Here is a 21,755-nt window from a genome sequence, read left to right on the forward strand (position 1 = left end):
GCATATGATGATGTCTTTTTTTATGAGAGAAGGATATTGCTGGGCATTTCTAAGTGTATTAGAAATGGAAGAAAGCAGGTTATTGGCGGGAGATAAAGGTTGATTTGTTCACGATATGTACAAATTGTAGGAAGAAATAATATGAAATATTGCATTTTATATTGTTACATCCAGATTTTATGTTAAATTCTTGAATGGAATATTAAAATAGGGGGCAAGGATATGAACAAGAAATCAAAGATCAATAAAGTGATGCTTAGCATTAGTACAATGGCTTTATCGTTAGGGGCACTTCAAACTCATGCAGCAGCGGAAGAAAAAGTACCGTATAACGTGTTGAAAACGAAACCGGTTGGAATTGAAAAGCCGGTAGATGAAGTTGGACATATTTCAAAAGTTGATGAAACTTTATCATTTCAAGAACGTTTAAAAGTAGGAGATTTTTCACAGCGACCAGCATCTATTACGAAGAAAACTGCAGTAAAGCAAGTTAAAGAAAGCTATTCAATGGCTGATTTAAACAAAATGAATGATCAAGAATTAGTTGAAACGTTAGGTAGTATTAAGTGGCACCAAATTACAGACTTATTCCAGTTTAATGAAGATGCAAAGGCTTTTTATAAAGATAAAGGAAAAATGCAAGTCATTATAGATGAATTAGCTCATAGAGGTAGTACATTTACGAAAGATGATTCAAAAGGAATTCAAACGTTTACTGAAGTGTTGCGTTCAGCTTTTTATCTTGCATTTTATAATAGTGAATTAAGCGACTTAAATGAAAGAAGCTTCCAGGATAAATGTTTACCTGCTTTAAAAGCAATCGCAAAAAATCCAAACTTTAAGCTTGGTACAGATGAACAAGATACAGTCGTATCTGCATACGGAAAATTAATTAGTAATGCATCAAGTGATGTTGAAACAGTTCAATACGCATCAAATATTTTAAAGCAATACAATGATAATTTTACTACTTATGTAAATGATCGAATGAAGGGACAAGCAATATACGATATGATGCAAGGGATTGACTATGATATACAGTCTTATTTAGTTGAGGCCCGTAAAGAAGCGAATGAAACGATGTGGTATGGAAAAGTAGATGGGTTTATTAATGAAATAAATCGTATTGCTCTTCTAAATAAAGTAACGCCAGAAAATAAATGGCTCGTTAATAATGGCATTTATTTTGCTAGCCGATTAGGGAAATTTCATAGCAATCCGAATAAAGGATTAGAGGTTGTTACACAAGCAATGCATATGTACCCGCGCTTAAGTGAACCGTATTTTGTTGCGGTAGAACAAATTACAACAAATTATAATGGTAAAGATTATAGGGGGAATACAGTAGACTTAGAGAAAATACGTAAAGAAGGAAAAGAGCAGTACTTACCAAAAACGTATACATTCGATGATGGATCAATTGTGTTCAAAACAGGAGATAAGGTATCAGAAGAAAAAATTAAGAGATTATATTGGGCTGCGAAGGAAGTAAAGGCACAGTATCACCGTGTAATTGGAAATGACAAAGCGTTAGAGCCAGGAAATGCGGATGATGTGTTAACAATCGTAATTTATAATAGTCCAGATGAATATCAGTTAAATAGACAATTGTATGGGTATGAAACAAACAACGGTGGAATTTATATAGAAGAAACAGGAACATTCTTTACATATGAGCGTACACCAGAGCAAAGTATTTATAGTTTAGAAGAGTTATTCCGTCATGAATTTACTCATTATCTGCAAGGGAGATATGAAGTTCCTGGTTTATTTGGAAGAGGAGATATGTATCAAAATGAAAGGCTAACTTGGTTCCAAGAAGGAAATGCAGAGTTTTTCGCAGGCTCTACTCGTACGAATAACGTTGTACCAAGAAAGAGTATAATTAGCGGATTATCATCTGATCCTGCAAGCCGTTATACTGCAGAGCGCACACTATTTGCTAAATACGGTTCTTGGGATTTCTATAATTACTCGTTCGCATTGCAGTCTTACTTATATACGCATCAGTTTGAAACATTTGATAAAATTCAAGATTTAATTCGTGCGAATGACGTGAAAAATTATGATGCATATCGTGAAAATCTAAGTAAAGATCCTAAGTTAAATAAAGAGTATCAAGAGTATATGCAACAATTAATTAATAATCAAGATACATACACTGTACCAGAAGTAGCTGATGATTATTTAGCTGAACATGCAACGAAGTCATTAACAGCGGTGAAGAAAGAAATTAGTGATACGTTGCCTATGAAAGATACAAAAATGACAAAACATAATTCTCAATTCTTTAATACATTTACATTAGAAGGTACGTATACAGGTAGTGTCACAAAAGGTGAATCAGAAGATTGGAAAGCAATGAGTAAAAGAGTAAATGAATCTTTAGAACAATTGGCGCAAAAAGAATGGAGTGGCTACAAAACTGTTACAGCATACTTCGTCAATTATCGTGTGAATAGCTCAAATGAATTTGAATATGATGTAGTCTTCCATGGAATCGCAAAAGATGATGGAGAAAATAAAGCTCCGACGGTTAATGTAAACGGACCTTATAATGGAGTTGTAAAAGAGGGAATTCAATTTAAAAGTGATGGCTCAAACGATGAAGATGGAAAAATTGTTTCTTATTTATGGGAATTTGGAGATGGAAGCACAAGTGCAGAAGTGAATCCAGTACATGTATATGAAAGAGAAGGTTCTTATAAAGTATCGTTAAGAGTAAAAGATGATAAAGGAAAAGAGAGCAGAAGCGAAACAACTGTTACGATTAAAGATGGAAGTTTAACAGAATCAGAGCCAAATAATAGTCCAGAGGAAGCAAATCGTATTGGGCTAAATAGTACGATAAAAGGCAGTCTCATTGGCGGGGACCACACTGATGTTTATACATTTAATGTAGCATCAACGAAAGATATCGACATTTCTGTTTTAAATGAGTATGGAATTGGGATGACATGGGTACTTCACCATGAATCAGATATGCAAAATTATGCGGCTTACGGTCAAGCCAATGGGAATCATATAGAAGCAAAATTTAATGCAAAACCAGGCAAGTATTACTTGTATGTATATAAATATGATAATGGTGATGGAACTTACAAATTATCAGTAAAATAAGTACTTTTCCAATGTATGTTTAACTTTACTTTTTGTGGAAAACAATATATTATATAGATATATAATATATCGGTTATTTTCTAGGAGGAGCCTGTCACAATAGGTTTCTCCTGTTCTTTTTTAGAGGCCTGTCTTACAGGCTTTTCTTTAAAGGTCAAATAACTGAAAATTAAGAATGATAATCTTTGAAAGAGGTGGGGCATACACATAACAAAAAAGGGATTGTTTAAGAAAGGGGGATAAGAAATGGTCTTGTTTGGTTATCCACTTGAAACAATTTATTTATATGGATTTATTATTGCTACTATACTCACTGTAATTTATATCTTTTTTGGAGATATATTTGAATCCATATTTAGTTTTGGAGGCGGATCTGTATCCGTTGTTACTTTATTACTTAGTTTTTTCGCCATGTTATGTGGACTTAGTTATATAGGAGAATATTTATTTTCCTTTAATAGTATTCTTATTTTCGGGTCTGCATTTGCTATATCTTTTATCGGTGTTTTCATCATGAAAATACTAATTTTAAAACCGATTGCAGAAGCAGAACAAAACACGGTGCAACGTATGGGTGAATTTATCGGTTGCAAAGGAGAAGTCATTACGACAATTCCTACAGAAGGATTTGGTGAAGTATTAATTTCATCCCAATTTGGAAGTAATGCAATCCCAGCTAAAACAGTTGGAAAAAAAGATATTTCGCAAGGAACAGAGGTTATTATCGAGGGAGTCCAAGATGGTGTTTTACTTGTACAAAACATCGCTTATTCTTTAAAGAAACCAAAATTATAAGGGGGAATTTGCATGACGATTCCATTAATTATCGGTGGAGTTTTACTCGCAATTTTAATTCTACTCATTTTAGTATTTATTACGAAGTATCGTACGGTTGGTCCAGATGAAGCGTTAATTGTTACAGGGAACTGGCTTGGTGGTGGAAAGAATGTTGTTACCACTGATGATGGAAAGAAGATTAAGATTATTCGCGGGGGCGGTACTTTCGTAGTTCCAATTATGCAAAGAGCAGAGCCTTTAAGCTTATTAAATTATAAATTAGAAGTTGGTACACGTGATACGTATACGAAACAAGGTGTACCGATCACAGTAAACGGTGTTTCTATTATTAAAGTGGGATCAACAATTGAAGAGGTTTCCACAGCGGCTGAACAATATTTAGGAAAAGAAACAGAAGAGTTAAAAATAGAAGCAAAAGAAGTTTTAGAAGGGCATCTCCGTGCTATCTTATCTTCTATGACAGTAGAAGATGCGTATAGTAATAGAGAGCAATTTGCTCAAAAGGTACATGAAGTAGCTTCTACAGATTTAAAGAAGATGGGACTTCGCATTGTTTCCTTCACAATTAAAGAAATAATGGATAAAAACGGATACTTAGATGCGCTTGGTCAGCCGCAAATTGCAACAGTTAAGCGTGATGCAACAATTGCGAACGCAGAGCGTGAAAAAGAAGCACGTATTGAAAAAGCACGTGCTGAAAAAGAAGCAAAAGAAGCAGAATATCAACGTGATGCACAGATCGCTGAAGCTGAAAAACATAAAGAATTAAAAGTACAGTCCTATAAAAGGGAACAAGAGCAAGCACGTGCAGATGCGGATCTTTCTTACGAATTACAACAAGCGAAAGCACAACAAGGTGTTACAGAAGAGCAAATGCGCGTTAAAATCATTGAGCGTGAGAAACAAATTGAATTAGAAGAAAAAGAGATTGCGCGTCGTGAAAAGCAATATGATGCAGAAGTTAAGAAAAAAGCCGATGCAGATCGCTATGCTGTTGAGCAATCAGCGGAAGCAGAAAAAGTAAAACAAATTAAAAAAGCCGATGCGGATCAATATAAGATTGAAGCAGAAGCGAGAGCACGTGCAGAAGAAGTACGTGTAGAAGGTTTAGCGAAGGCGGAAATTGAAAAAGCACAAGGTCAAGCGAAAGCGGAAGTACAAAAAGCGCAAGGTACAGCAGAGGCAGATGTTATTAGATTAAAAGGTTTAGCAGAAGCAGAAGCGAAACAAAAAATCGCAGAAGCATTTGAATTATATGGTCAAGCGGCAATTATGGATATGGTTCTTAAAATGCTTCCAAGTTATGCGAAGGAACTTGCAAGTCCGCTTAGTAATATTGATAAAATCACAGTTGTCGATACAGGCGGCGGTGGTAAAAATAGCGGGGCCGGAAAAGTTGCGGGTTATGCGACTGATTTAATGGCAACGATGCAAGAAACGTTAAAAGCTTCTTCTGGCATTGACTTAAAAGAGCTATTAGAAGGATTTGCAGGAAAAGGAGCGGTACAACAATTATCAAGCGATAAACCTGTTGTATCTGTAGTAGAAGATGAGAAAAAAGAAGTAGAAAAAGATAAAGAATAGTAAGGTGGAAAGAACCTCTAGTAAGTGAAATACTAGAGGTTCTTCTGTGAATTATAATATTTCGAATAATATACATTTTTATACATTGTTTTAATTATTTAATTTATATAGAATGAAAAAGATATGTATCAATTCTTTATGATGTAGAAAAAGATAGAGAGTCTCATCGATACATTTAAATCGTATTATTTTTATAGAAAGATTAAATGTTAATTAATTACATTTAAAACGGTATGGAGGGGTAGAAGTATGTTTCAAGGGAAATTAAGGAGTAGTAGTTTAAAAACAAAGTTACTTGTATCATTTATTATTATTTTAATTCTTCCAAGTATTGTAATTGGTTGGACGTCTTATCAACAGGCGAAGACGAATTTTAATGAAACGATTTTAAACTCGGCGAAAGATAATATAAAAATTTTGGATAATGTAATTAATAAAGAATTGGATAGTAAAAAAATAGATGCAACTTATTTTACAAAATTATTCACACAATCAAGTTACCAAGCAGATCAAATTCAAAACATACAAAATAAACTAGAAGAATACAATAAACTGCATCCAGAAATGGAAGCAATCTATACAGGATCTAGTAATGGACAGTTTATTCAATCACCAGCTATTCAGATGCCAGATGGATATAATCCTACAGAAAGAGATTGGTATAAAGAGGCAGTGAAGAAAAGCGGAGAAGTAATTGTAACTGCTCCATATAAGTCAAAAACGACAGGGAATATTGTTATTACACTAGCAAAACAAAATGAGGATAAAAGTGGCGTTCTTGGGATTGACTTAATCATTAATGATATTGTTACTACTTCCAAGATGGTTAATATCGGTAAGGAAGGATATGTAGCAATATTTGATCAAGATAAAAATGTAGTAGCGCACCCGAAAATGAAGCCAGGAGAGAAATTAGAAGAGAAACTTAGTAAAGAATTGTATAAACAGGAAGCTGGGGATGTTCATTATTCATTAGATGGTGAAGATCGTAATATCACTTTTAAAACGAATAAGAAAACTGGATGGAAAATAGCAGGAATTATGCCTTCCAAAGAAATTATCGAAGCGGCTGAACCTATTTTCTATAAAACAATAACTGTTCTTGGAATTTCGCTAATAATCGGTGGGATTGTAATTTACTTCATTATTGCGTCTATTATTAAACCGTTAAAACAACTTGTTATATCATCGAAGAAGATTAGTGAAGGCGATTTAACAGAATCAATTACAGTTCATTCTAAAGATGAAATTGGACAGCTAGGAGAAAGCTTTAACGAGATGGCTACATCGTTACATAGTGTCATTTCCAATATAAACATTTCAGCAAGTCATGTAGCAGCATCTTCAGAAGAATTAACAGCTAGTATGAAGCAGACAAGCGAAGCAACGGAACAAATTACACAGGCGATAGAGCAAGTATCGAGTGGTGCAGAAATACAAACGAAAGAAGTTGAAGAAGGAGCAACATTGTTAGAAGAAGTTACAGAAGGAATTCAGCGTGTTGCAGATAGTTCTTCATTAGTATCTACAGCCTCTATGTATACGAAGAAAAAAGCTGAAAATGGTGGGAAGTTAGTTGAAAAAAATGTGAATCAAATGCAATTAATTCATGATTCTGTTTCACAGTCAGACAAAATCATTGGTTTGTTAGACGATAAGTCGAAACAAATTGGAGCAATTCTTGAAGTGATTCAACATATTGCAGAACAGACAAATTTATTAGCGTTAAATGCGGCAATTGAGGCTGCGAGAGCTGGAGAGCAAGGAAGAGGATTTGCAATTGTAGCAGATGAAGTGCGAAAGCTAGCAGAACAATCAGGACAGTCTTCTACGGAAATTGGAAAACTAGTGAAAGAGATTCAATTTGATATAAAAGAAACAGTAAGCTCTATGAATCAAGTTGGAGCAGAAGTACAATCAGGACTTGTAGTTGCAAATGAAACGAAGCAAAGCTTTGTCGAAATATTGAAGTCTACAAATGATACAGTTGTACAAATTGATAGCATGGTAGATGTAGCAAAACAAATGACGGTAGATGCAAAGCAAGTAAGTGCATCTATTAATGAAATTGCAGCTACGATTGAAGAAAATGCAGCAAGTGTTCAAAATATTGCTGGTTCCTCAGAGGAACAATTAGCTTCAGTAGATGAAATAAATGCAGCAGCAGTCCATTTATCACAAATGGCAGAGGAATTACAAGAGATGATTGGTAAGTTTAAAATATAATAATAAACTGTTAAGAAACGAAGTAGTGCTTATGCTTCGTTTCTTTTTTATGAAGATAAAAAAGAAAGAAATATATAGTAAGCGTGTTATGATAATAAAAAACTGTATTTTCTTTAAATTCTATCTTTAATTATGTTAGGGGAATGGTTTTGAAATTGAAAAAATTAAAACTACAACCGAGAATTACATTAACTATTAGTACACTTATTCTTGTTGTACTTATGCTAACGAGTTATTTATTTTATTACATATTATCTGAAACAGTAGAAGAGCAAATTGGGAAAAGAGCTTTGCATGTTGCGAAAACAGTTGCCGCTATACCAGAAATTCAGGAAGCTTTTCAAAAAGAAAATCCAGCTTCTATTATTCAGCCAATCGCAGAAAAAATTCGAATTGATACAGAAGCTGACTTTATTGTAGTTGGAAATAAAGAGGGGATTCGTTATGCGCATCCTGAGCAAGATAAAATAGGAGAAAAAATGGTTGGTGGAGATAATAAAGGCGTTTTATTAGAAGGGAAATCTTATGTTTCGAAAGCTAATGGATCATTAGGCCCTTCATTGCGTGGGAAAGTCCCAGTCCGTAACCAGGAAAATGAAATTATTGGCGTGGTGTCTGTTGGGTTTTCAATGGCTGATATTCATGGAGCAGTAGAAGTGTATGGAAAGCGGGTATTTTGGATTACAATAATAGGTCTTTTAATTGGGATAATCGGCTCTATATATTTAGCGGCAAGTATAAAAAGAATGATGTTCGGGATGGAACCAGAAGAAATTTCATCTTTATATGAAGAGCATAGTACAGTGATTCAATCTGTACGTGAAGGGATTATTGTAATCGATAAAAATGGCATGATTAGTTTAGTCAATCAAGCAGCTTATGATATTCTTTCGCTAAATAAACAACAAAATATTATTGGGGAATTTATTTTAAATGTAATTCCTAATTCAACGATACTAGATGTACTTCAAACTGGTGAAGAACAGTTTGATCGCCAATTAAATATAAAAGGACAGGCTGTTATTGCGAACCGTCTACCTATTAAAGTAAAGAATAAAGTAACTGGCGTTGTATCGAGCTTACGTTTGAAATCTGAAATGGATCAGTTAACAGCAGAATTATCTCAGACGAAGCAATATACAGAGGCATTACGAGCGCAAACGCATGAATATAACAATTTATTGTATACGCTTTCGGGTCTTATCCAATTAGAATCATATGAAGATGCTTTAGAGCTTATTCATAAGGAAACAGCAGTATATCAAGATTTTGTTCAATTTATTATGAAGCGAATTCAAAATCCGTGGTTAGGTGGAATTTTAATTGGATTTTATAATAGAGCACGAGAATTGAAGATTGATTTTATGCTAGATCGAGAAAGTAGTTTAGAGAAATTAAGTCCACACATTGAGAGTAATTATGTCGTTTCTATTTTAGGAAACTTAATTACGAATGCATTTGAAGCAATTGAAGGAAATCAAGAGGATGATAAGAAAGTAAGAATGTTTGTAACTGATATTGGAGAAGAAATATTAATTGAAGTGGAAGATGCAGGGCAAGGGATTAATGATGAAATAATTACTAACATATTCTATAAAGGTTTTTCGACGAAAGAAGGAGAAAAGCGAGGATATGGATTAGCAAAAGTGAAAGAGTTAGTAGAAGATTTAAATGGAAGTATTGCAATCGAAAAAGGGGATTTAGGTGGTGCGTTATTTATTATTGCACTACCAAAAGAGAGAGGCGAATAGTAATGGGTGAGGAGATTGAAGTATTAATTGTAGAAGATGATATTCGGATTGCGGACATTCATCGTCGTTTTACTGAAAAAATTGAGGGATTTAAAGTAATTGGAACGGCAACGACTGGAGAACAAGCGAAAGAATGGCTAGAGCTTGTGAAGCCACAGCTTGTTTTATTAGATGTGTACTTACCTGATATGCAAGGAACGGAACTTGTCACATATATTAGGCATCATTTGCACGATACAGATATTATTATGATTACAGCAGCATCGGAAACAGATGTAGTGAGGCACGCCCTGCGGGGCGGAGTAACAGATTATATCGTAAAGCCACTAATGTTTGACCGATTTAAAGCAAGTCTGGAAGGCTATCAAAAAAAGATTATACAGTTAAAGAAAAACAATCAATTATCTACAGAACAAATTGAATATTTATGGTCTCAAAGAGGCGTGAAGGGAGATCAAATAGAATATGCCCCGAAAGGGATAGATCCTTTAACTTTAGCGAAAATAAAAAAGCATATGTTAACAGTTAATGAAGAAGGGATTACAGCAGAGGTGCTAAGTTCAATGGTAGGCGTAAGCCGATCAACTGCAAGGCGTTATTTAGAGTATTTAATATCTGGGAAGAAAGTTCATGCAGAGCTAATATATGGGAGTGTGGGGAGACCGGAGAGACGGTATTTTCTTGAAGTAGTAAAAAAATAAAGAGGTATCAATAATTTAATATAAGGTTTTAATAAGTATATATCAAAGACTGTGTTTAAGATTAAAATTAATGGTTTTTGAATTTTTTATTTTATAAAGTATGATGAAATAAATTTATAGATGATAAGGTATTTAATTTTTAGATCCCCCTTCTACTTCACAATTTAGTTATGAAGTAGAAGGGGTTAGTATAACAATATAATTTTTAGGTTTAATTAACTATGTTTATTATTAATTAAATAATATATATGTATAATTTTTGTCTTGAATAACAATGTAAAATATGGTAAATTTTAAACAAATAAACATTTTATGTATGAGGAGGTGTGATTTTATTTTTTTGAAAATTCAGAAAAATAAGGGGGTTATGATAATAAATTGAAATAGGAGAAGGGATAATAATGAAAAAATATATAATAATACTCTTATTTTTATCAGGGATAGTGTATATCTTTTCACAATTGAAGAACCAAAAATATGAAAAAAATTTAGATGAAAAGAAGTTTTTAGAGCAAAAAGAAAATTCATGGGAAAATGGATTAACACATATTAAAGAAAGTAACAGAGTGAAAATTGCAATTTTGGACAGTGGGATTAGCAAAAACCATCCTGATTTAGTAGGGAAAATAAAAGGGGAGTACAATGCTATAAATGTGGATGAGCCCATTGTGGATAATTTGGGACATGGAACAGCTATAGCAGGAATAATTGCAGCCAAAGATAATGATAAAGGGGTAGTCGGTATTTCTCCAGAATCGGATATTTTTTCAGTGAAGGTTTTATCTGATTCTGGAGAAGGTGATATTGGTAGCTTAATAAGAGGGATTGAATGGTGTATTAATAATGAAATGGATATTGTCAATATTAGCTTTGGTTTAGGGGCGAATAATTTGGAGCTGAGGGGGACTATAGATAAAGCAATTCAAAAAAATATAATAATTGTAGCAGCAGCAGGAAATAATTATATTTCTAAGGTAGAATATCCAGCTAAGTTTGCAAATGTAATATCGGTTGGAGCAATTGATTCCAATTTACAAAGGGCTTCTTTTTCTTCCACTGGAAAAATCGATTTTACAGCCCCAGGGGTAAATATTTTATCTACAAATAATCTAGGAGGGTACGAGCGTTATAGTGGTACATCTTTTGCAACTGCCTATGTTACAGGAATTATTGCTAAAGTAATAAGTGAGGAAGAACACTACAATGATTCTATTAAAGAAGGAAAGGTAGATGCAGTAAAAGATTTATTAAAAAAATTGTCAGTAGATGCAGGGAGAACTGGATATGATAATGAGTATGGGTATGGAATTTTAAGATTAGAAGATTAAAAAATATGGGGGAGTGAGGTTGTTTTATGAGGAAAAGTAGAATGAATTTCAAAAAATATATTTCATCTTTTTTAATTTTAATTTTAATTGTAAGTACCTTGCCTCGTGTCGATATTGTACAAGCTGAAGAAGTGAGTGGAGAAAGTTACAATTATATTTTAGATGAAAATGGAGAAATACAGTTATCTGAAGATTTTAAAGAAGATATAGAAATTGTAAAAGATAATGATGAAATCGCGATTATCGAGACTAATCTAGAGGTTGAAGATAACGAATTGAATATAAATGCCGCACTAAATAAAGAAGAAGACACTATAACGGTTATTTCAACTGAAAATGCTGACACAAATAATGAAGTGAAAAAAGAATATAAGGTAGAAATTTCAGAGGCTACAGAGGATGTTTTTATTGCGACTTTTACGGATATAGAAACGGGTGAACAATATGTAGTCGATAATACTAAAACAAAAGCCTCGGCAGTAGTTTTACCCATAGCTGTTGTTTTAGGAGGGGCTCTAGTATCACATTTAATTGCAATTTCAGCAGCAATGGTTATAGCAGGTGTAACATATTATGTAGCAACTAAGGTTATTAGTCGATTGAAGCGAAGTGATCCTTATCATTATATGGCAAAATTAAGAAGTGGCAAATTATGGATTGGTAATAGTGTTTCTCAGTCACGAGCAGCGGCGCATTTAAGAGCAGGGGGCGATATTTGGTCTAGAAGCAATTCTTTAGCTTGGACAGTGGCGAATAAAGCAGGTAAGTATACTCCTACTAAAGCGGAGGTTCATGGGAATGGAGGTAGTTATTTTTATCATTTTCATGCACAGGACGCTCATAATAAAAGAGTAGGTGGGCATTCATTTTTTTAGAACTGGAGTGAAGAAGTAATATGGGCTTAAAGAAATTACACGAACAGTTTTTAAAATCACAATTGCCATATAAACATTCTATAAATGAGGTTAGAAAGCTTATAACCTTTAAATATAAAGCTATTTTAATAAGAAAAGAAGAACTTGTGAACCTTATGCTAGACCCTTATATTAACTATAAAACTATTGAGTGTGTGTTCGGTATTAATGATGAAAAAATCTTAAGGGGTTTATTATCAACAGAGGAAAAAAATAATAGAGATTTTATTGAAAATGAGATTATGAATGATTCAAAAATTACTGATTCGGAAAAACAGCAGTTAATTAAAGAAGGCAGGGAAATTGTGATTATTATTGAATCAATCGATAAAAGGTTTATTTCTAATTTTACAATTCAGGGAAACTCAAAACAATTACTTAATGAATTATTAGTACTTAAAGGGATTAATCAAGCGGAATGTGTATTGACTAATGAAGAGTATAAGACTTTTCTTAATGCTTTAGTAATTGCAAAATATATTTAATAAAAAAGAACGTAGCTTACTGAAGTTACGTTCTTTTTGGAAGGGAATATATTATGACTCAACGTTATTTTCTTGCTGCAAAAAAGAGGTTGCCTATAGGGATATTTGGTAGAAAAGAAACAAAGAGAGTGGAAAGGGATAAGGCTTTCTTAGGATCAGAATTAGACTTTGCTGCAATTGTTGTAAGAGAGATAAAAAAAACAGAGATACCTAGTCATTTGCGAAATCCTTTTTGTGTTTCCATTACTCCAGAAGGAGGACAATTTAAAAATGGTTGCGAAACGAATTTGAAATGTTTACAGTTACTTTTTAATTATATTCAAGATATGAAGGATGAGTTATTTACACTTGAATTTTATACGGCTTGGTATGGAGAAGAAAATAATCCTGTATCTAACTATAGTGAATTGAATTTTAAAGATTTAGTTTCTCCCTTGCAATTAATATTGGCGGATCGGGAATATGTACTCTTAACAAAGAAAGATTGGTGAGTTTTATAAATAGCACATAAATTTATTTATGTGCTATTTATATTGGAATAATCCCAATTACAATTCCAGTAATCAACATCACCATTGTCGTTCCAACGGCCCACAATAAAGTGAAGCGTTGATGTTCACCGAAATCAACTTTGGCCATTCCGACCAATAAATAAGTGGAAGCGACAAGAGGACTTAATAAGTGAACGGGTTGCCCAAGTAAGGAAGCACGTCCCATTTCAGCTGCACTAATTCCGTAAGTAGCAGCAGCCTTCGTTAAAATAGGTAATACCCCAAAGTAAAATGCATCATTGGACATGAAAAATGTGAATGGCATACTAAGAAGAGCTGTAATAATTGGCAATTGTGGTCCAAGTGCATCTGGTATAAGAGTTACTACACTGTTAGCCATCGCATCTACCATTTTTGTTCCGGATAAAATACCAGTGAAAATACCGGCAGCAAATACGAGAGAAACAACTGCTAATACATTCCCTGCATGAGAAGCAATACGTTCTTTCTGTTGTTCTAAGTTTGGATAGTTAATCATAACAGCAATAGCAAAAGCGACTGTAAATAAAACAGGTAACGGCATAACTTCTAGTATGAGACAGACAAGTAATGTAGCGGTTAATAAAAAGTTAATCCATAGAAGTTTAGGACGTTTATGTACGGCGGCTTCGACAGTTGCAGCTTGCTCATCCATTGTTTGCATTTGTTTTAAATACTGTACATCCATAATTCCTAAACGTTTTCTTTCTTTTTTTCCAAGATAGTAGGCAACGAAAACAACCCAAATTGCACCAGTAATCATTCCTGGAATAAGAGGTGTAAATAATTCGGAAGCATCAAGTCCAAGTGCGCTCATAACACGAGCTGTGGGTCCACCCCAAGGTGTAAGATTTGTTACCCCCGCCCCTAACATAACAACTCCAGCTAATATGAGGGGGTTCATTCCAAGGCGCTTATATAGTGGATACATTGCGGAAACTGTAATCATGTATGTTGTTGTACCGTCACCATCTAGAGAAACGATAATAGTCAATATAGCCGTTCCGACAACGATTTTTAAAGGATCTCCTTTTACAAATTTTAAAATCTTACTAATGACAGGATCGAATAAACCGCTATCAATCATAATCCCAAAATATAAAATAGCGAACATAAGCATAATACCAGTAGGTGCTAATTTTTGAATTCCCTCTAACATCATAGGCCCCATATTGGCATAGAATCCGCCAATTAATGCAAAAACACTCGGAATTAATATTAATGCTACTAGCGCTGACATACGTTTCGTCATAATTAAAAACATAAAGACAAATACCATCGCAAATCCAAGTAGTGCTAACATGTAATTTCCCCCTCAAAAGAATGATTGCGCTTTCAAAATAGAATAAAAATTCAGAAAAAGGTTTTTTATTTATAATAAAAGCATCTATTCAAATGGTAAATAATTTGAAAAATAACATCATTAGAAGCATAATTTTTATTTTGTTCATTTTGTTCACGGTAGTTAATTTGAATTTTTAAAAAGTAAGCTGCTCCTCGTAAGAATGGTAGAATAAGATGAAAATAGTGAAGTGTGAAATAGGGAGTAGATGTTATATGAAAACGAGAATTGAAGAGATTTATAGCTCTTATGAAGGAAAAGTAGAGGAGATTTTTATTAATGAATCTTCTTACGTATATGAATGGGAAAAATTACTGATGATCCGAAAAAATGACGGTGAGCTAAAAAAAATTGCAGTCGGGATTAGTGGAAATATAAGATTGGTAAATGTAGAAGTTGGACAGGAAATTAGTGCGGATACATTATTAGTTAAGTTAGAAGATGATTTGTTAATTACAGGCTGCGAGTGATGAGAGATGTGTAGAAATAACTACACATCTTTTTTTGTTTCCTATATTACAAAAAGCACATTGTTTTTTCACAAATCTCACACAACCTTTTGGTATTCTTTTCGTGAAGTATACGGTTTCTAGGGAGGAATATTGATGAAAGTAAAATATGTTGTACTTGCTATATGTTTATGTTTCATATTTACAGTAGTCGGGTGTGGGAAAAAGGAAACAGCAGCTGTTGCCATTGATGAGAAACATGATAAATGTGATATTTGTCAAATTGGGGTAACAGATAATCAATTTGCAACAGAAATTATTTTAGAAAATGGAAAAGCGTTAAAGTTTGATGATATCGGTTGTATGTATAAATGGATGGAGATCAACTCAGATGAAAAGACGAAAGAGAAATTTGTTCGAGATTATGATTCGAAAGATTGGATTTCGTTAGAAGACGCTACTTACGTATATGATAAAACAATAACGACACCGATGGCTTATAATGTCATTTCATTTAAAAATAAAAAAGATGCAGAGAGCTTTGTATCTAACTATAAGGGGAAAGTTCTTTCGTATAAAGAGCTAGCAGAGCATAAATGGGAAATGAATAAAGAGATGATGGGGAAACCGAAAGCAGGAAATCATGGTGGACATCATTAATAATAGAAAAAGACAACTATATAGTTGTCTTTTTCTATTATTACTCAGGTGCAAATATAGAAAAGGTGTAAAATTTTTAGAAGAACGGTTACAATGGAATATAGTAACCTAAAGCAATCATTTATCCCGCATTAACGGGCAGTAAGATCCCCACCTCAAAATTTAGTGAAAGCAAAGAATTTAGGTGGAGTCGGGCTGCCCGTAAAAGCCCGATTGGTGTGGGCTAATAATTAGTGGTGGATGAACAAAACCCCCACTAATTAAAGTTTCACTTTATGTACTTTTTAGAAATGTATACAAATGCGGTAAAAACGTGCTAAACTAATTGCTTCATAATGTTAATGATGGGGCCATCAGGCGTATCATTTCAATAGGTTGAGAAACATAGTATAAGCTTAAGATAATCTGATTAAAGAAGGAATCTAAAGGGCTTATGGATAAATGTACTCAAGAAGAGTTATTGTATGTGATGGAGGAATGGTTAAGAAAACATTATCTTTCATAGGAGCTGTAGTTGTGAGAAAACAAAAAATTTTATTATGTATTTTATTAGGACTTTTAATGACGGTAGTGGCTTGCGATAAGCAAGAAGAACCAGAATCGAAACCGGTTCATGTGAAAAATGAAAAGAAAAAAGAGAAGCATAAAGAACAGGAAGAATCTAAAGAAGAGAAAAGTATAAATTTAATGGACAAACAGTTGTTACTTTCAGCTACTCTTGGAGACACAGAGACAGCTATGAAGTTGATTCAGGATGGAGCGAATATAAACGTAGAAGGTGACAACGGAGAAACGCCTGTCCTTGCAGCGACGTACCAAAATCATGTAGAGACAGTTAAAGCATTAATTGGTGCAGGTGCTAATATTGAAATTAAAGATGAGAAAAAAAGTAATCCACTTCTTTATGCAAGTAGAGAAGGATATACGGATATTGTAAAAGTATTAATTAATGCAGGAGTTAATACGAAAGAAACGACTAAGTCAGGTGGAACAGCACTTATTTCTGCATCTGAGCGTGGCCATGTAGAGGTTGTTAAAGAATTATTAGAGCATACAGATATTGATGTGAATTATAAAAATGAACGTGGTGGAACAGCGCTATTAGAAGCAATTGTATTAGGAAATGGTAGTGAAAACCATAAGAAAGTAATTCAATTGCTTATTGATCACGGTGCAGATGTAAATATGGCTAACAAGGAACATCTGACGCCACTGCAATACGCTGAAAAAAGAGGTTTTAAAGATATTGTAAATATGTTGAGGGTAGCTGGAGCAAATGAAGTAGTACAGCCACAACAACCAGTAGAGTAAAAAACGAAAAATAATCCCATTTAGATAGACAGAATGAAGAAATCAGTTAGTATGATGGATTCAGTAATGTGTATTTGAATGGGATTTTTGTTTTGAACATGAAAAATAGATTATGAATGGATGGTATATGGAGTAAATAAGGAGGATAAAAATGAGGCTCTTAGAACTTGATTTAATAGTAATTCAGGTAGAGGTTTTGTTTGTTCATAATCAAGTAGGAAAAATGAAATATGTAAATGAACAAGGAAATCCGAAAGCACCACGTTTTTTTCTTGGCAGAACTCGTGAAGGGAGTATAACGAGATATCATTGTAATGTGGATGATGAAACGGTAAGTAAGATTGAGAAGTTAATTCAAGAACCTTCAAAGCATATAGAGATAGCAAAGATTATTAATGTATTAAATGAAGAAAGAACAGTGAAAAATATTTGGATGGGTCCTGCTTTCATGTTTCATAGTAATTTACATAAGCCGACTAGAACAATACAAATAACTGAGAAGAATAGAGAGCTTTTGCGAGAAAATTTTCCTAATCTAATAGAACAGATGGAATGGAGGAAACCTTATTTTGCAATTGTAAAAAATGAAAAGGTAGTTTCTGTTTGTTGCAGTGCCAGAAGTACGCCCGTAGCTGCTGAGGCAAGTGTGGAAACTTTAGCGGAGTTTCAAGGGAACGGATATGGTACTGATGTTGTTACAGCCTGGGCGATATCATTACAAGAAGAAAAACGCATTCCACTTTATAGTACTTCTTGGGATAATTATGCTTCACAAGCAGTTGCGAGAAAACTAAAACTAATTAACTATGGAATGAATTTACATATTGATTGAATTTTAAGTATTGTTTCGTTCTATTTGTTTATATTTTAATATCTAGATTAATGTAAATAGTGATATGGTGAATATTAACATTCGGTTAACACCTAATTAACAATCTATCAAAACTGACTTAATAAATGCGTAATATAGTAAAGGTAACAAAATAACTAGGGTAGAGAACATTTGAGAACACCCACTTACATATAATGTGCCACTTTCTTAGGTGTGCTCTATTCTCTAGAGTTCAAATAAGGAGAAAGGCGTTCTATGTAAGTAGGTGTTTTTAGTTTGGATAAAAATAGAACAGTTAGGTGGAATGAATGTTTAAAGAACCTTATATTGCGATGATAAAGGATTGGAAAGGATACAAAGCATACAAAAAATTGCCGAAAACAGTTTTTCTTATGACTGGTTCAATGCTGGAATTACCAGAGCGTGTATATGAATTGCAGAAACATGGACATGATGTATTTCTTCATTGTGATTTTATACAAGGCTTAAATACGAATACAGAGGAAGCACTTTTGTATATTGAAGATGTTATCGGGGCACAAGGTATTATTTCAACAAAGGGTTCGAAAATTCGAAATGCTAATAAAATTGGATTGAAAACAATTCAACGTATTTTTATTGTAGATACTTTATCCCTTACTAAATCAATTGAAAATTGTAAAACGACTAAACCAAATGCAGTAGAGATTATGCCGGGGATTATGCCTTCTATAATTAAACAGCTAGCAGAGGAAATAGAGTTTCCTATTATTGCAGGCGGGCTGATTCAAACGCGAGAAGATGCGGAAATTGCAATTCGTGCAGGAGCAAGTGCGATTTCAACAAGTCATTATGAAGTATGGATACATGAAGAAAAAAGGAGTGCAACCTTGTGATTGAATTGAAAAATGTTTCAAAGGTATATAAAAATGCAGAAGAGACAGCGGTTAAAGGCGTATCGGTTCATATTAAGAAGGGCGAATTTTTTGTTTTAGTTGGACCTTCGGGATGCGGGAAAAGCACATTATTACGAATGATCGCTGGCTTAGAAGAGATTTCTTCGGGAGATTTAATTATTAATGAACGTGTTGCAAATGATCTAGAGCCGAAAGACCGTAATCTATCAATGGTATTTCAAAATTATGCATTATATCCACACTTATCTGTAGAAGAAAATATTTTATTTGGACTTAAGGTAAGAAAAGTACAAAAAGAAGAGCGACAAAAGCGATTAATGGAAGCTATTGAAATGGTAGGACTGAAAGAGTATGTGAAAATGAAACCAGGCCAATTATCAGGCGGACAAAGACAGCGTGTTGCGCTTGCTAGGGCGATCGTGAGTCAAGCGCCAATCTGTTTAATGGATGAACCACTTTCGAATTTAGATGCGAAATTACGTGCGCAAATGAGAATTGAAATTAGAGAAATTCAGCAGCGATTAGGAATTACGATGATTTACGTTACCCACGATCAAATAGAAGCGATGACTATGGGAGATCGTATTATGGTTTTAAATAAAGGAAGTATACAGCAAGTTGGAACACCACTTGACATATATAACGAACCAGCAAACGAATTTGTTGCAAGCTTTATAGGTTCTCCTTCTATGAATATAAATGATGGAGAAGTGGATAAAGAAAAAGGTGTATTACATATAGGGAAATTGCAAATTCCATTATCTATTGGACAGTTAAAGCAATTACCAGAAGGAATAATTCGTATAGGCATGCGTCCTGAGCATATTGCACTGTCTGAGGAAGGACAAGAAGTGACGCTGCAATCTGTAGAAGTATTAGGGAATGAATCTATATTAAACTTTGCGGTAAATGGAACAATTTGGAGTGCGAAAGTCATCGGACAGTTACTCTTGAACAAAGGTGACAAAGTAAAATTATTATTCTCGCAAGAAAAGTTATGCTTCTTTAACGAAAACACGAATGAACGCTTAAAAGTGGTAGCTGAAGAAGAGTTGAAAGTGGTGGCGAAATAATGATCGAAGTAAATAAGTTACCAGTTCAAACAAAGGTGTCAAAAAAGAAAAAATTATGGGGGAGAACGAAAGATTTAAGAATAGGATTATTGTTTTTGGCGCCATCTATTTTGCTATTTTCGATTTTTCTGTTCTATCCATTGTTTAGGACGATTTACTATAGTTTTTATTTAACCGATATCCATGGAGAAGCTAATCTTTTCGTTGGCTTAGAAAATTATCAATATTTATTCTCTGATACAGCCTTCTACAAAAGTATAAAATCAACTTTACTATTTGTTTTATATACAGTGCCTACGAGTATTATATTTGCTTTGTTTCTTGCATTGATTGCAAATGGAAAGGTAAGAGGTATTGGGTTATTCCGAGTTCTGTTTTCTTCGACGATGGGAATATCAGTAGCTGCTAGTGCAGTGATTTGGCTATTTTTATTTCATCCAAGTGTAGGATTATTTAATAATATATTAGCCGCTATGAATCTTCCTGCAATCGCATGGTTAACGAGTCCGGACTGGGCACTATTCTCTGTATCAGTTACAACAGTTTGGGTGAATACAGGGTTTGCATTTTTAGTTATATTAGGTGGTTTACAAAATATCGATACGTCTTTATATGAGAGTGCATCTATAGATGGTGCTAGTTATTTATATAAGCTTCGCCGTGTTACATTACCGATGCTATCGCCAACTTTATTCTTTATTGTAACAGTAACGTTAATTAGTGCGTTCCAAAGTTTTGGACAAATTGATATTTTAACGCACGGTGGACCGAATGATGCAACGAATTTGATTGTGTACTCGATTTACAAAGAGGCGTTTGTGAATCATCAATTTGGAACAGCAAGTGCACAAGCGATGGTATTATTTGTTTTCATTTTCGTTGCTACATTACTTCAATTTAAGTTTGCTGAGAGAAAGGTGCATTATAAATGATTGTTAAACAGTGGAAACAAAATTTCCTATTATACATGCTGCTCATTATTAGCGCAGTAATGGTATTTTTTCCTGTACTGTATGCATTTTTAATAAGTTTTATGACACCAGACGATATTCAAATGAGAAGGTTATTTCCGACCCAGTTTACTTTTGATAATTTCATTAATATTTTTCAAAAAGTACCACTTTTTACATACTTATATAACAGTTTAATTGTATCGACAGTCGTTATGATTGGACAACTTATCGTATCAAGTTTAGCAGCTTATGCTTTTGTTTTTCTTCAGTTTAAAGGGAGAAACTTAATTTTCTTCCTGTTTATTTCAACGATGCTGATTCCGTGGGAAGCAACGATGGTGCCTAACTTTTTAACGATTCAAAACTTTGGCTGGATCAATAGTTTCGCCGGGATGACAGTGCCGTTTTTTGCAACAGCTTTCGGTATTTTCTTGTTACGTCAACATTTTATGACACTTCCGAATGAACTAAAAGAAGCTGCGTTTATTGAAGGGATTGGAAATGTAAGGTTTTTATTCAGCGTTGTAATTCCGTATTGTAAAACGAGTTTTATTACGCTTGGAGTATATAGCTTTTTAACAACATGGAATATGTATTTATGGCCACTTTTAGTGACCACTGATGAAAAAGTAAGAACAGTGCAAATCGGTGTGAAGCAGCTTCAGTCTCAAGAAGTTGCAACTGATTGGGGAAGCGTAATGGCCGGTGTTACGGTTATCGTTATTCCAACATTGATTTTACTATTTTTAGGGCAAAAGCAATTACAACAAGGATTAACAAAAGGTGCAATTAAATAATTAAG

General features: G+C 33.8%; 19 protein-coding genes and 1 pseudogene. 19 read left to right on the forward strand and 1 reads right to left on the reverse strand.

The genetic code is table 11. The features are described 5' to 3' along the window. The first annotated feature begins 222 nt into the window (after positions 1–222). The 11 genes and pseudogenes from colA (at position 223) to MHI26_RS02830 (ending at position 13,398) form a co-directional block, all read left to right on the forward strand. Positions 223–3,120, forward strand: a complete 2,898-nt coding sequence (gene colA / locus MHI26_RS02785; protein WP_061666986.1) for a collagenase ColA — start codon at positions 223–225, stop codon at positions 3,118–3,120. Positions 3,121–3,366: 246 nt separating this feature from the next. Continuing rightward, a complete protein-coding gene (locus MHI26_RS02790) occupies positions 3,367–3,915 on the forward strand; it encodes an NfeD family protein (RefSeq protein WP_000242439.1) in 549 nt (182 codons plus the stop codon). 12 nt (positions 3,916–3,927) lie between these two features. Then, positions 3,928–5,502 (forward strand): flotillin family protein, encoded by a 1,575-nt coding sequence (locus tag MHI26_RS02795; RefSeq protein ID WP_000154999.1) that lies wholly within the window; start codon positions 3,928–3,930, stop codon positions 5,500–5,502. Between the two features lie 249 nt (positions 5,503–5,751). Then, positions 5,752–6,786, forward strand: a pseudogene (locus tag MHI26_RS31535) (HAMP domain-containing protein); the annotation flags it as partial. Positions 6,787–6,867: 81 nt separating this feature from the next. Next, on the forward strand, positions 6,868–7,728 hold the full coding sequence (locus MHI26_RS31540) for a methyl-accepting chemotaxis protein (RefSeq protein ID WP_390228369.1): 861 nt from the start codon (positions 6,868–6,870) through the stop codon (positions 7,726–7,728). A 143-nt stretch (positions 7,729–7,871) separates the two neighbouring features. After that, the gene (locus MHI26_RS02805; RefSeq protein ID WP_061666984.1) at positions 7,872–9,479 is read left to right on the forward strand and encodes an ATP-binding protein; all 1,608 of its coding nucleotides are present in this window, start codon (positions 7,872–7,874) and stop codon (positions 9,477–9,479) included. A 2-nt stretch (positions 9,480–9,481) separates the two neighbouring features. Beyond that, entirely contained in the window at positions 9,482–10,180 is a 699-nt protein-coding gene (locus MHI26_RS02810) for a response regulator (RefSeq protein ID WP_000503460.1), read from the forward strand. 401 nt (positions 10,181–10,581) lie between these two features. Beyond that, positions 10,582–11,508, forward strand: coding sequence for a S8 family peptidase (locus MHI26_RS02815; protein ID WP_000759924.1), 927 nt, complete (start codon positions 10,582–10,584; stop codon positions 11,506–11,508). 41 nt (positions 11,509–11,549) lie between these two features. After that, positions 11,550–12,383, forward strand: coding sequence for an SAR2788 family putative toxin (locus tag MHI26_RS02820; RefSeq protein WP_001009644.1), 834 nt, complete (start codon positions 11,550–11,552; stop codon positions 12,381–12,383). A 20-nt stretch (positions 12,384–12,403) separates the two neighbouring features. Continuing rightward, the gene (locus MHI26_RS02825; protein WP_000523312.1) at positions 12,404–12,907 is read left to right on the forward strand and encodes a hypothetical protein; all 504 of its coding nucleotides are present in this window, start codon (positions 12,404–12,406) and stop codon (positions 12,905–12,907) included. A gap of 53 nt (positions 12,908–12,960) precedes the next feature. Continuing rightward, positions 12,961–13,398 (forward strand): hypothetical protein, encoded by a 438-nt coding sequence (locus MHI26_RS02830; RefSeq protein ID WP_000194259.1) that lies wholly within the window; start codon positions 12,961–12,963, stop codon positions 13,396–13,398. 37 nt (positions 13,399–13,435) lie between these two features. Here MHI26_RS02830 and MHI26_RS02835 read toward each other — a convergent pair whose 3' ends face one another. Then, positions 13,436–14,740, reverse strand: a complete 1,305-nt coding sequence (locus tag MHI26_RS02835; protein ID WP_000880469.1) for a CitMHS family transporter — start codon at positions 14,738–14,740, stop codon at positions 13,436–13,438. Between the two features lie 254 nt (positions 14,741–14,994). On the opposite strand from MHI26_RS02835, the gene MHI26_RS02840 reads away from it, so the two are divergent. From MHI26_RS02840 to MHI26_RS02875, 8 genes are all read left to right on the forward strand, one after another. Further along, entirely contained in the window at positions 14,995–15,249 is a 255-nt protein-coding gene (locus tag MHI26_RS02840; RefSeq protein ID WP_000857376.1) for a hypothetical protein, read from the forward strand. 135 nt (positions 15,250–15,384) lie between these two features. Beyond that, positions 15,385–15,888, forward strand: a complete 504-nt coding sequence (locus tag MHI26_RS02845) for a nitrous oxide reductase accessory protein NosL (RefSeq protein WP_000865661.1) — start codon at positions 15,385–15,387, stop codon at positions 15,886–15,888. A 441-nt stretch (positions 15,889–16,329) separates the two neighbouring features. Then, entirely contained in the window at positions 16,330–17,199 is an 870-nt protein-coding gene (locus MHI26_RS02850; protein ID WP_000287334.1) for an ankyrin repeat domain-containing protein, read from the forward strand. A gap of 151 nt (positions 17,200–17,350) precedes the next feature. Further along, positions 17,351–18,031, forward strand: coding sequence for a GNAT family N-acetyltransferase (locus MHI26_RS02855; protein ID WP_061666983.1), 681 nt, complete (start codon positions 17,351–17,353; stop codon positions 18,029–18,031). A gap of 308 nt (positions 18,032–18,339) precedes the next feature. Beyond that, positions 18,340–18,906 carry a glycerol-3-phosphate responsive antiterminator gene (locus tag MHI26_RS02860; protein ID WP_061666982.1) on the forward strand — a complete coding sequence of 189 codons (567 nt, stop codon included), beginning with the start codon at positions 18,340–18,342 and terminating at the stop codon, positions 18,904–18,906. Next, on the forward strand, positions 18,903–20,000 hold the full coding sequence (locus MHI26_RS02865; protein WP_000571381.1) for an ABC transporter ATP-binding protein: 1,098 nt from the start codon (positions 18,903–18,905) through the stop codon (positions 19,998–20,000). Before MHI26_RS02860 ends, MHI26_RS02865 begins: the two co-directional genes overlap by 4 nt. Beyond that, positions 20,000–20,932: a carbohydrate ABC transporter permease gene (locus MHI26_RS02870; protein ID WP_061666981.1), complete on the forward strand. Its 933-nt coding sequence runs from the start codon at positions 20,000–20,002 to the stop codon at positions 20,930–20,932. The genes MHI26_RS02865 and MHI26_RS02870 overlap by 1 nt, the downstream gene beginning before the upstream one ends. After that, positions 20,929–21,750 carry a carbohydrate ABC transporter permease gene (locus tag MHI26_RS02875; RefSeq protein WP_000635948.1) on the forward strand — a complete coding sequence of 274 codons (822 nt, stop codon included), beginning with the start codon at positions 20,929–20,931 and terminating at the stop codon, positions 21,748–21,750. The genes MHI26_RS02870 and MHI26_RS02875 overlap by 4 nt, the downstream gene beginning before the upstream one ends. The last annotated feature ends 5 nt before the right edge of the window (positions 21,751–21,755 follow it).

This window comes from Bacillus sp. FSL K6-1218, from assembly GCF_038006445.1.
GTDB classification, from domain to species: Bacteria; Bacillota; Bacilli; order Bacillales; family Bacillaceae_G; genus Bacillus_A; species Bacillus_A thuringiensis_S.

Excerpts from the sequence above, each read along its gene's own strand:
- colA (WP_061666986.1), top strand. The coding sequence starts at position 223 with ATGAACAAGAAATCAAAGATCAATAAAGTGATGCTTAGCATTAGTACA.
- MHI26_RS02790 (WP_000242439.1), top strand. The coding sequence starts at position 3,367 with ATGGTCTTGTTTGGTTATCCACTTGAAACAATTTATTTATATGGATTT.
- MHI26_RS02795 (WP_000154999.1), top strand. The coding sequence starts at position 3,928 with ATGACGATTCCATTAATTATCGGTGGAGTTTTACTCGCAATTTTAATT.
- MHI26_RS31540 (WP_390228369.1), top strand. The coding sequence starts at position 6,868 with ATGAAGCAGACAAGCGAAGCAACGGAACAAATTACACAGGCGATAGAG.
- MHI26_RS02805 (WP_061666984.1), top strand. The coding sequence starts at position 7,872 with ATGGTTTTGAAATTGAAAAAATTAAAACTACAACCGAGAATTACATTA.
- MHI26_RS02810 (WP_000503460.1), top strand. The coding sequence starts at position 9,482 with ATGGGTGAGGAGATTGAAGTATTAATTGTAGAAGATGATATTCGGATT.
- MHI26_RS02815 (WP_000759924.1), top strand. The coding sequence starts at position 10,582 with ATGAAAAAATATATAATAATACTCTTATTTTTATCAGGGATAGTGTAT.
- MHI26_RS02820 (WP_001009644.1), top strand. The coding sequence starts at position 11,550 with ATGAATTTCAAAAAATATATTTCATCTTTTTTAATTTTAATTTTAATT.
- MHI26_RS02825 (WP_000523312.1), top strand. The coding sequence starts at position 12,404 with ATGGGCTTAAAGAAATTACACGAACAGTTTTTAAAATCACAATTGCCA.
- MHI26_RS02830 (WP_000194259.1), top strand. The coding sequence starts at position 12,961 with ATGACTCAACGTTATTTTCTTGCTGCAAAAAAGAGGTTGCCTATAGGG.
- MHI26_RS02835 (WP_000880469.1), bottom strand. The coding sequence starts at position 14,740 with ATGTTAGCACTACTTGGATTTGCGATGGTATTTGTCTTTATGTTTTTA.
- MHI26_RS02840 (WP_000857376.1), top strand. The coding sequence starts at position 14,995 with ATGAAAACGAGAATTGAAGAGATTTATAGCTCTTATGAAGGAAAAGTA.
- MHI26_RS02845 (WP_000865661.1), top strand. The coding sequence starts at position 15,385 with ATGAAAGTAAAATATGTTGTACTTGCTATATGTTTATGTTTCATATTT.
- MHI26_RS02850 (WP_000287334.1), top strand. The coding sequence starts at position 16,330 with ATGTACTCAAGAAGAGTTATTGTATGTGATGGAGGAATGGTTAAGAAA.
- MHI26_RS02855 (WP_061666983.1), top strand. The coding sequence starts at position 17,351 with ATGAGGCTCTTAGAACTTGATTTAATAGTAATTCAGGTAGAGGTTTTG.
- MHI26_RS02860 (WP_061666982.1), top strand. The coding sequence starts at position 18,340 with ATGTTTAAAGAACCTTATATTGCGATGATAAAGGATTGGAAAGGATAC.
- MHI26_RS02870 (WP_061666981.1), top strand. The coding sequence starts at position 20,000 with ATGATCGAAGTAAATAAGTTACCAGTTCAAACAAAGGTGTCAAAAAAG.
- MHI26_RS02875 (WP_000635948.1), top strand. The coding sequence starts at position 20,929 with ATGATTGTTAAACAGTGGAAACAAAATTTCCTATTATACATGCTGCTC.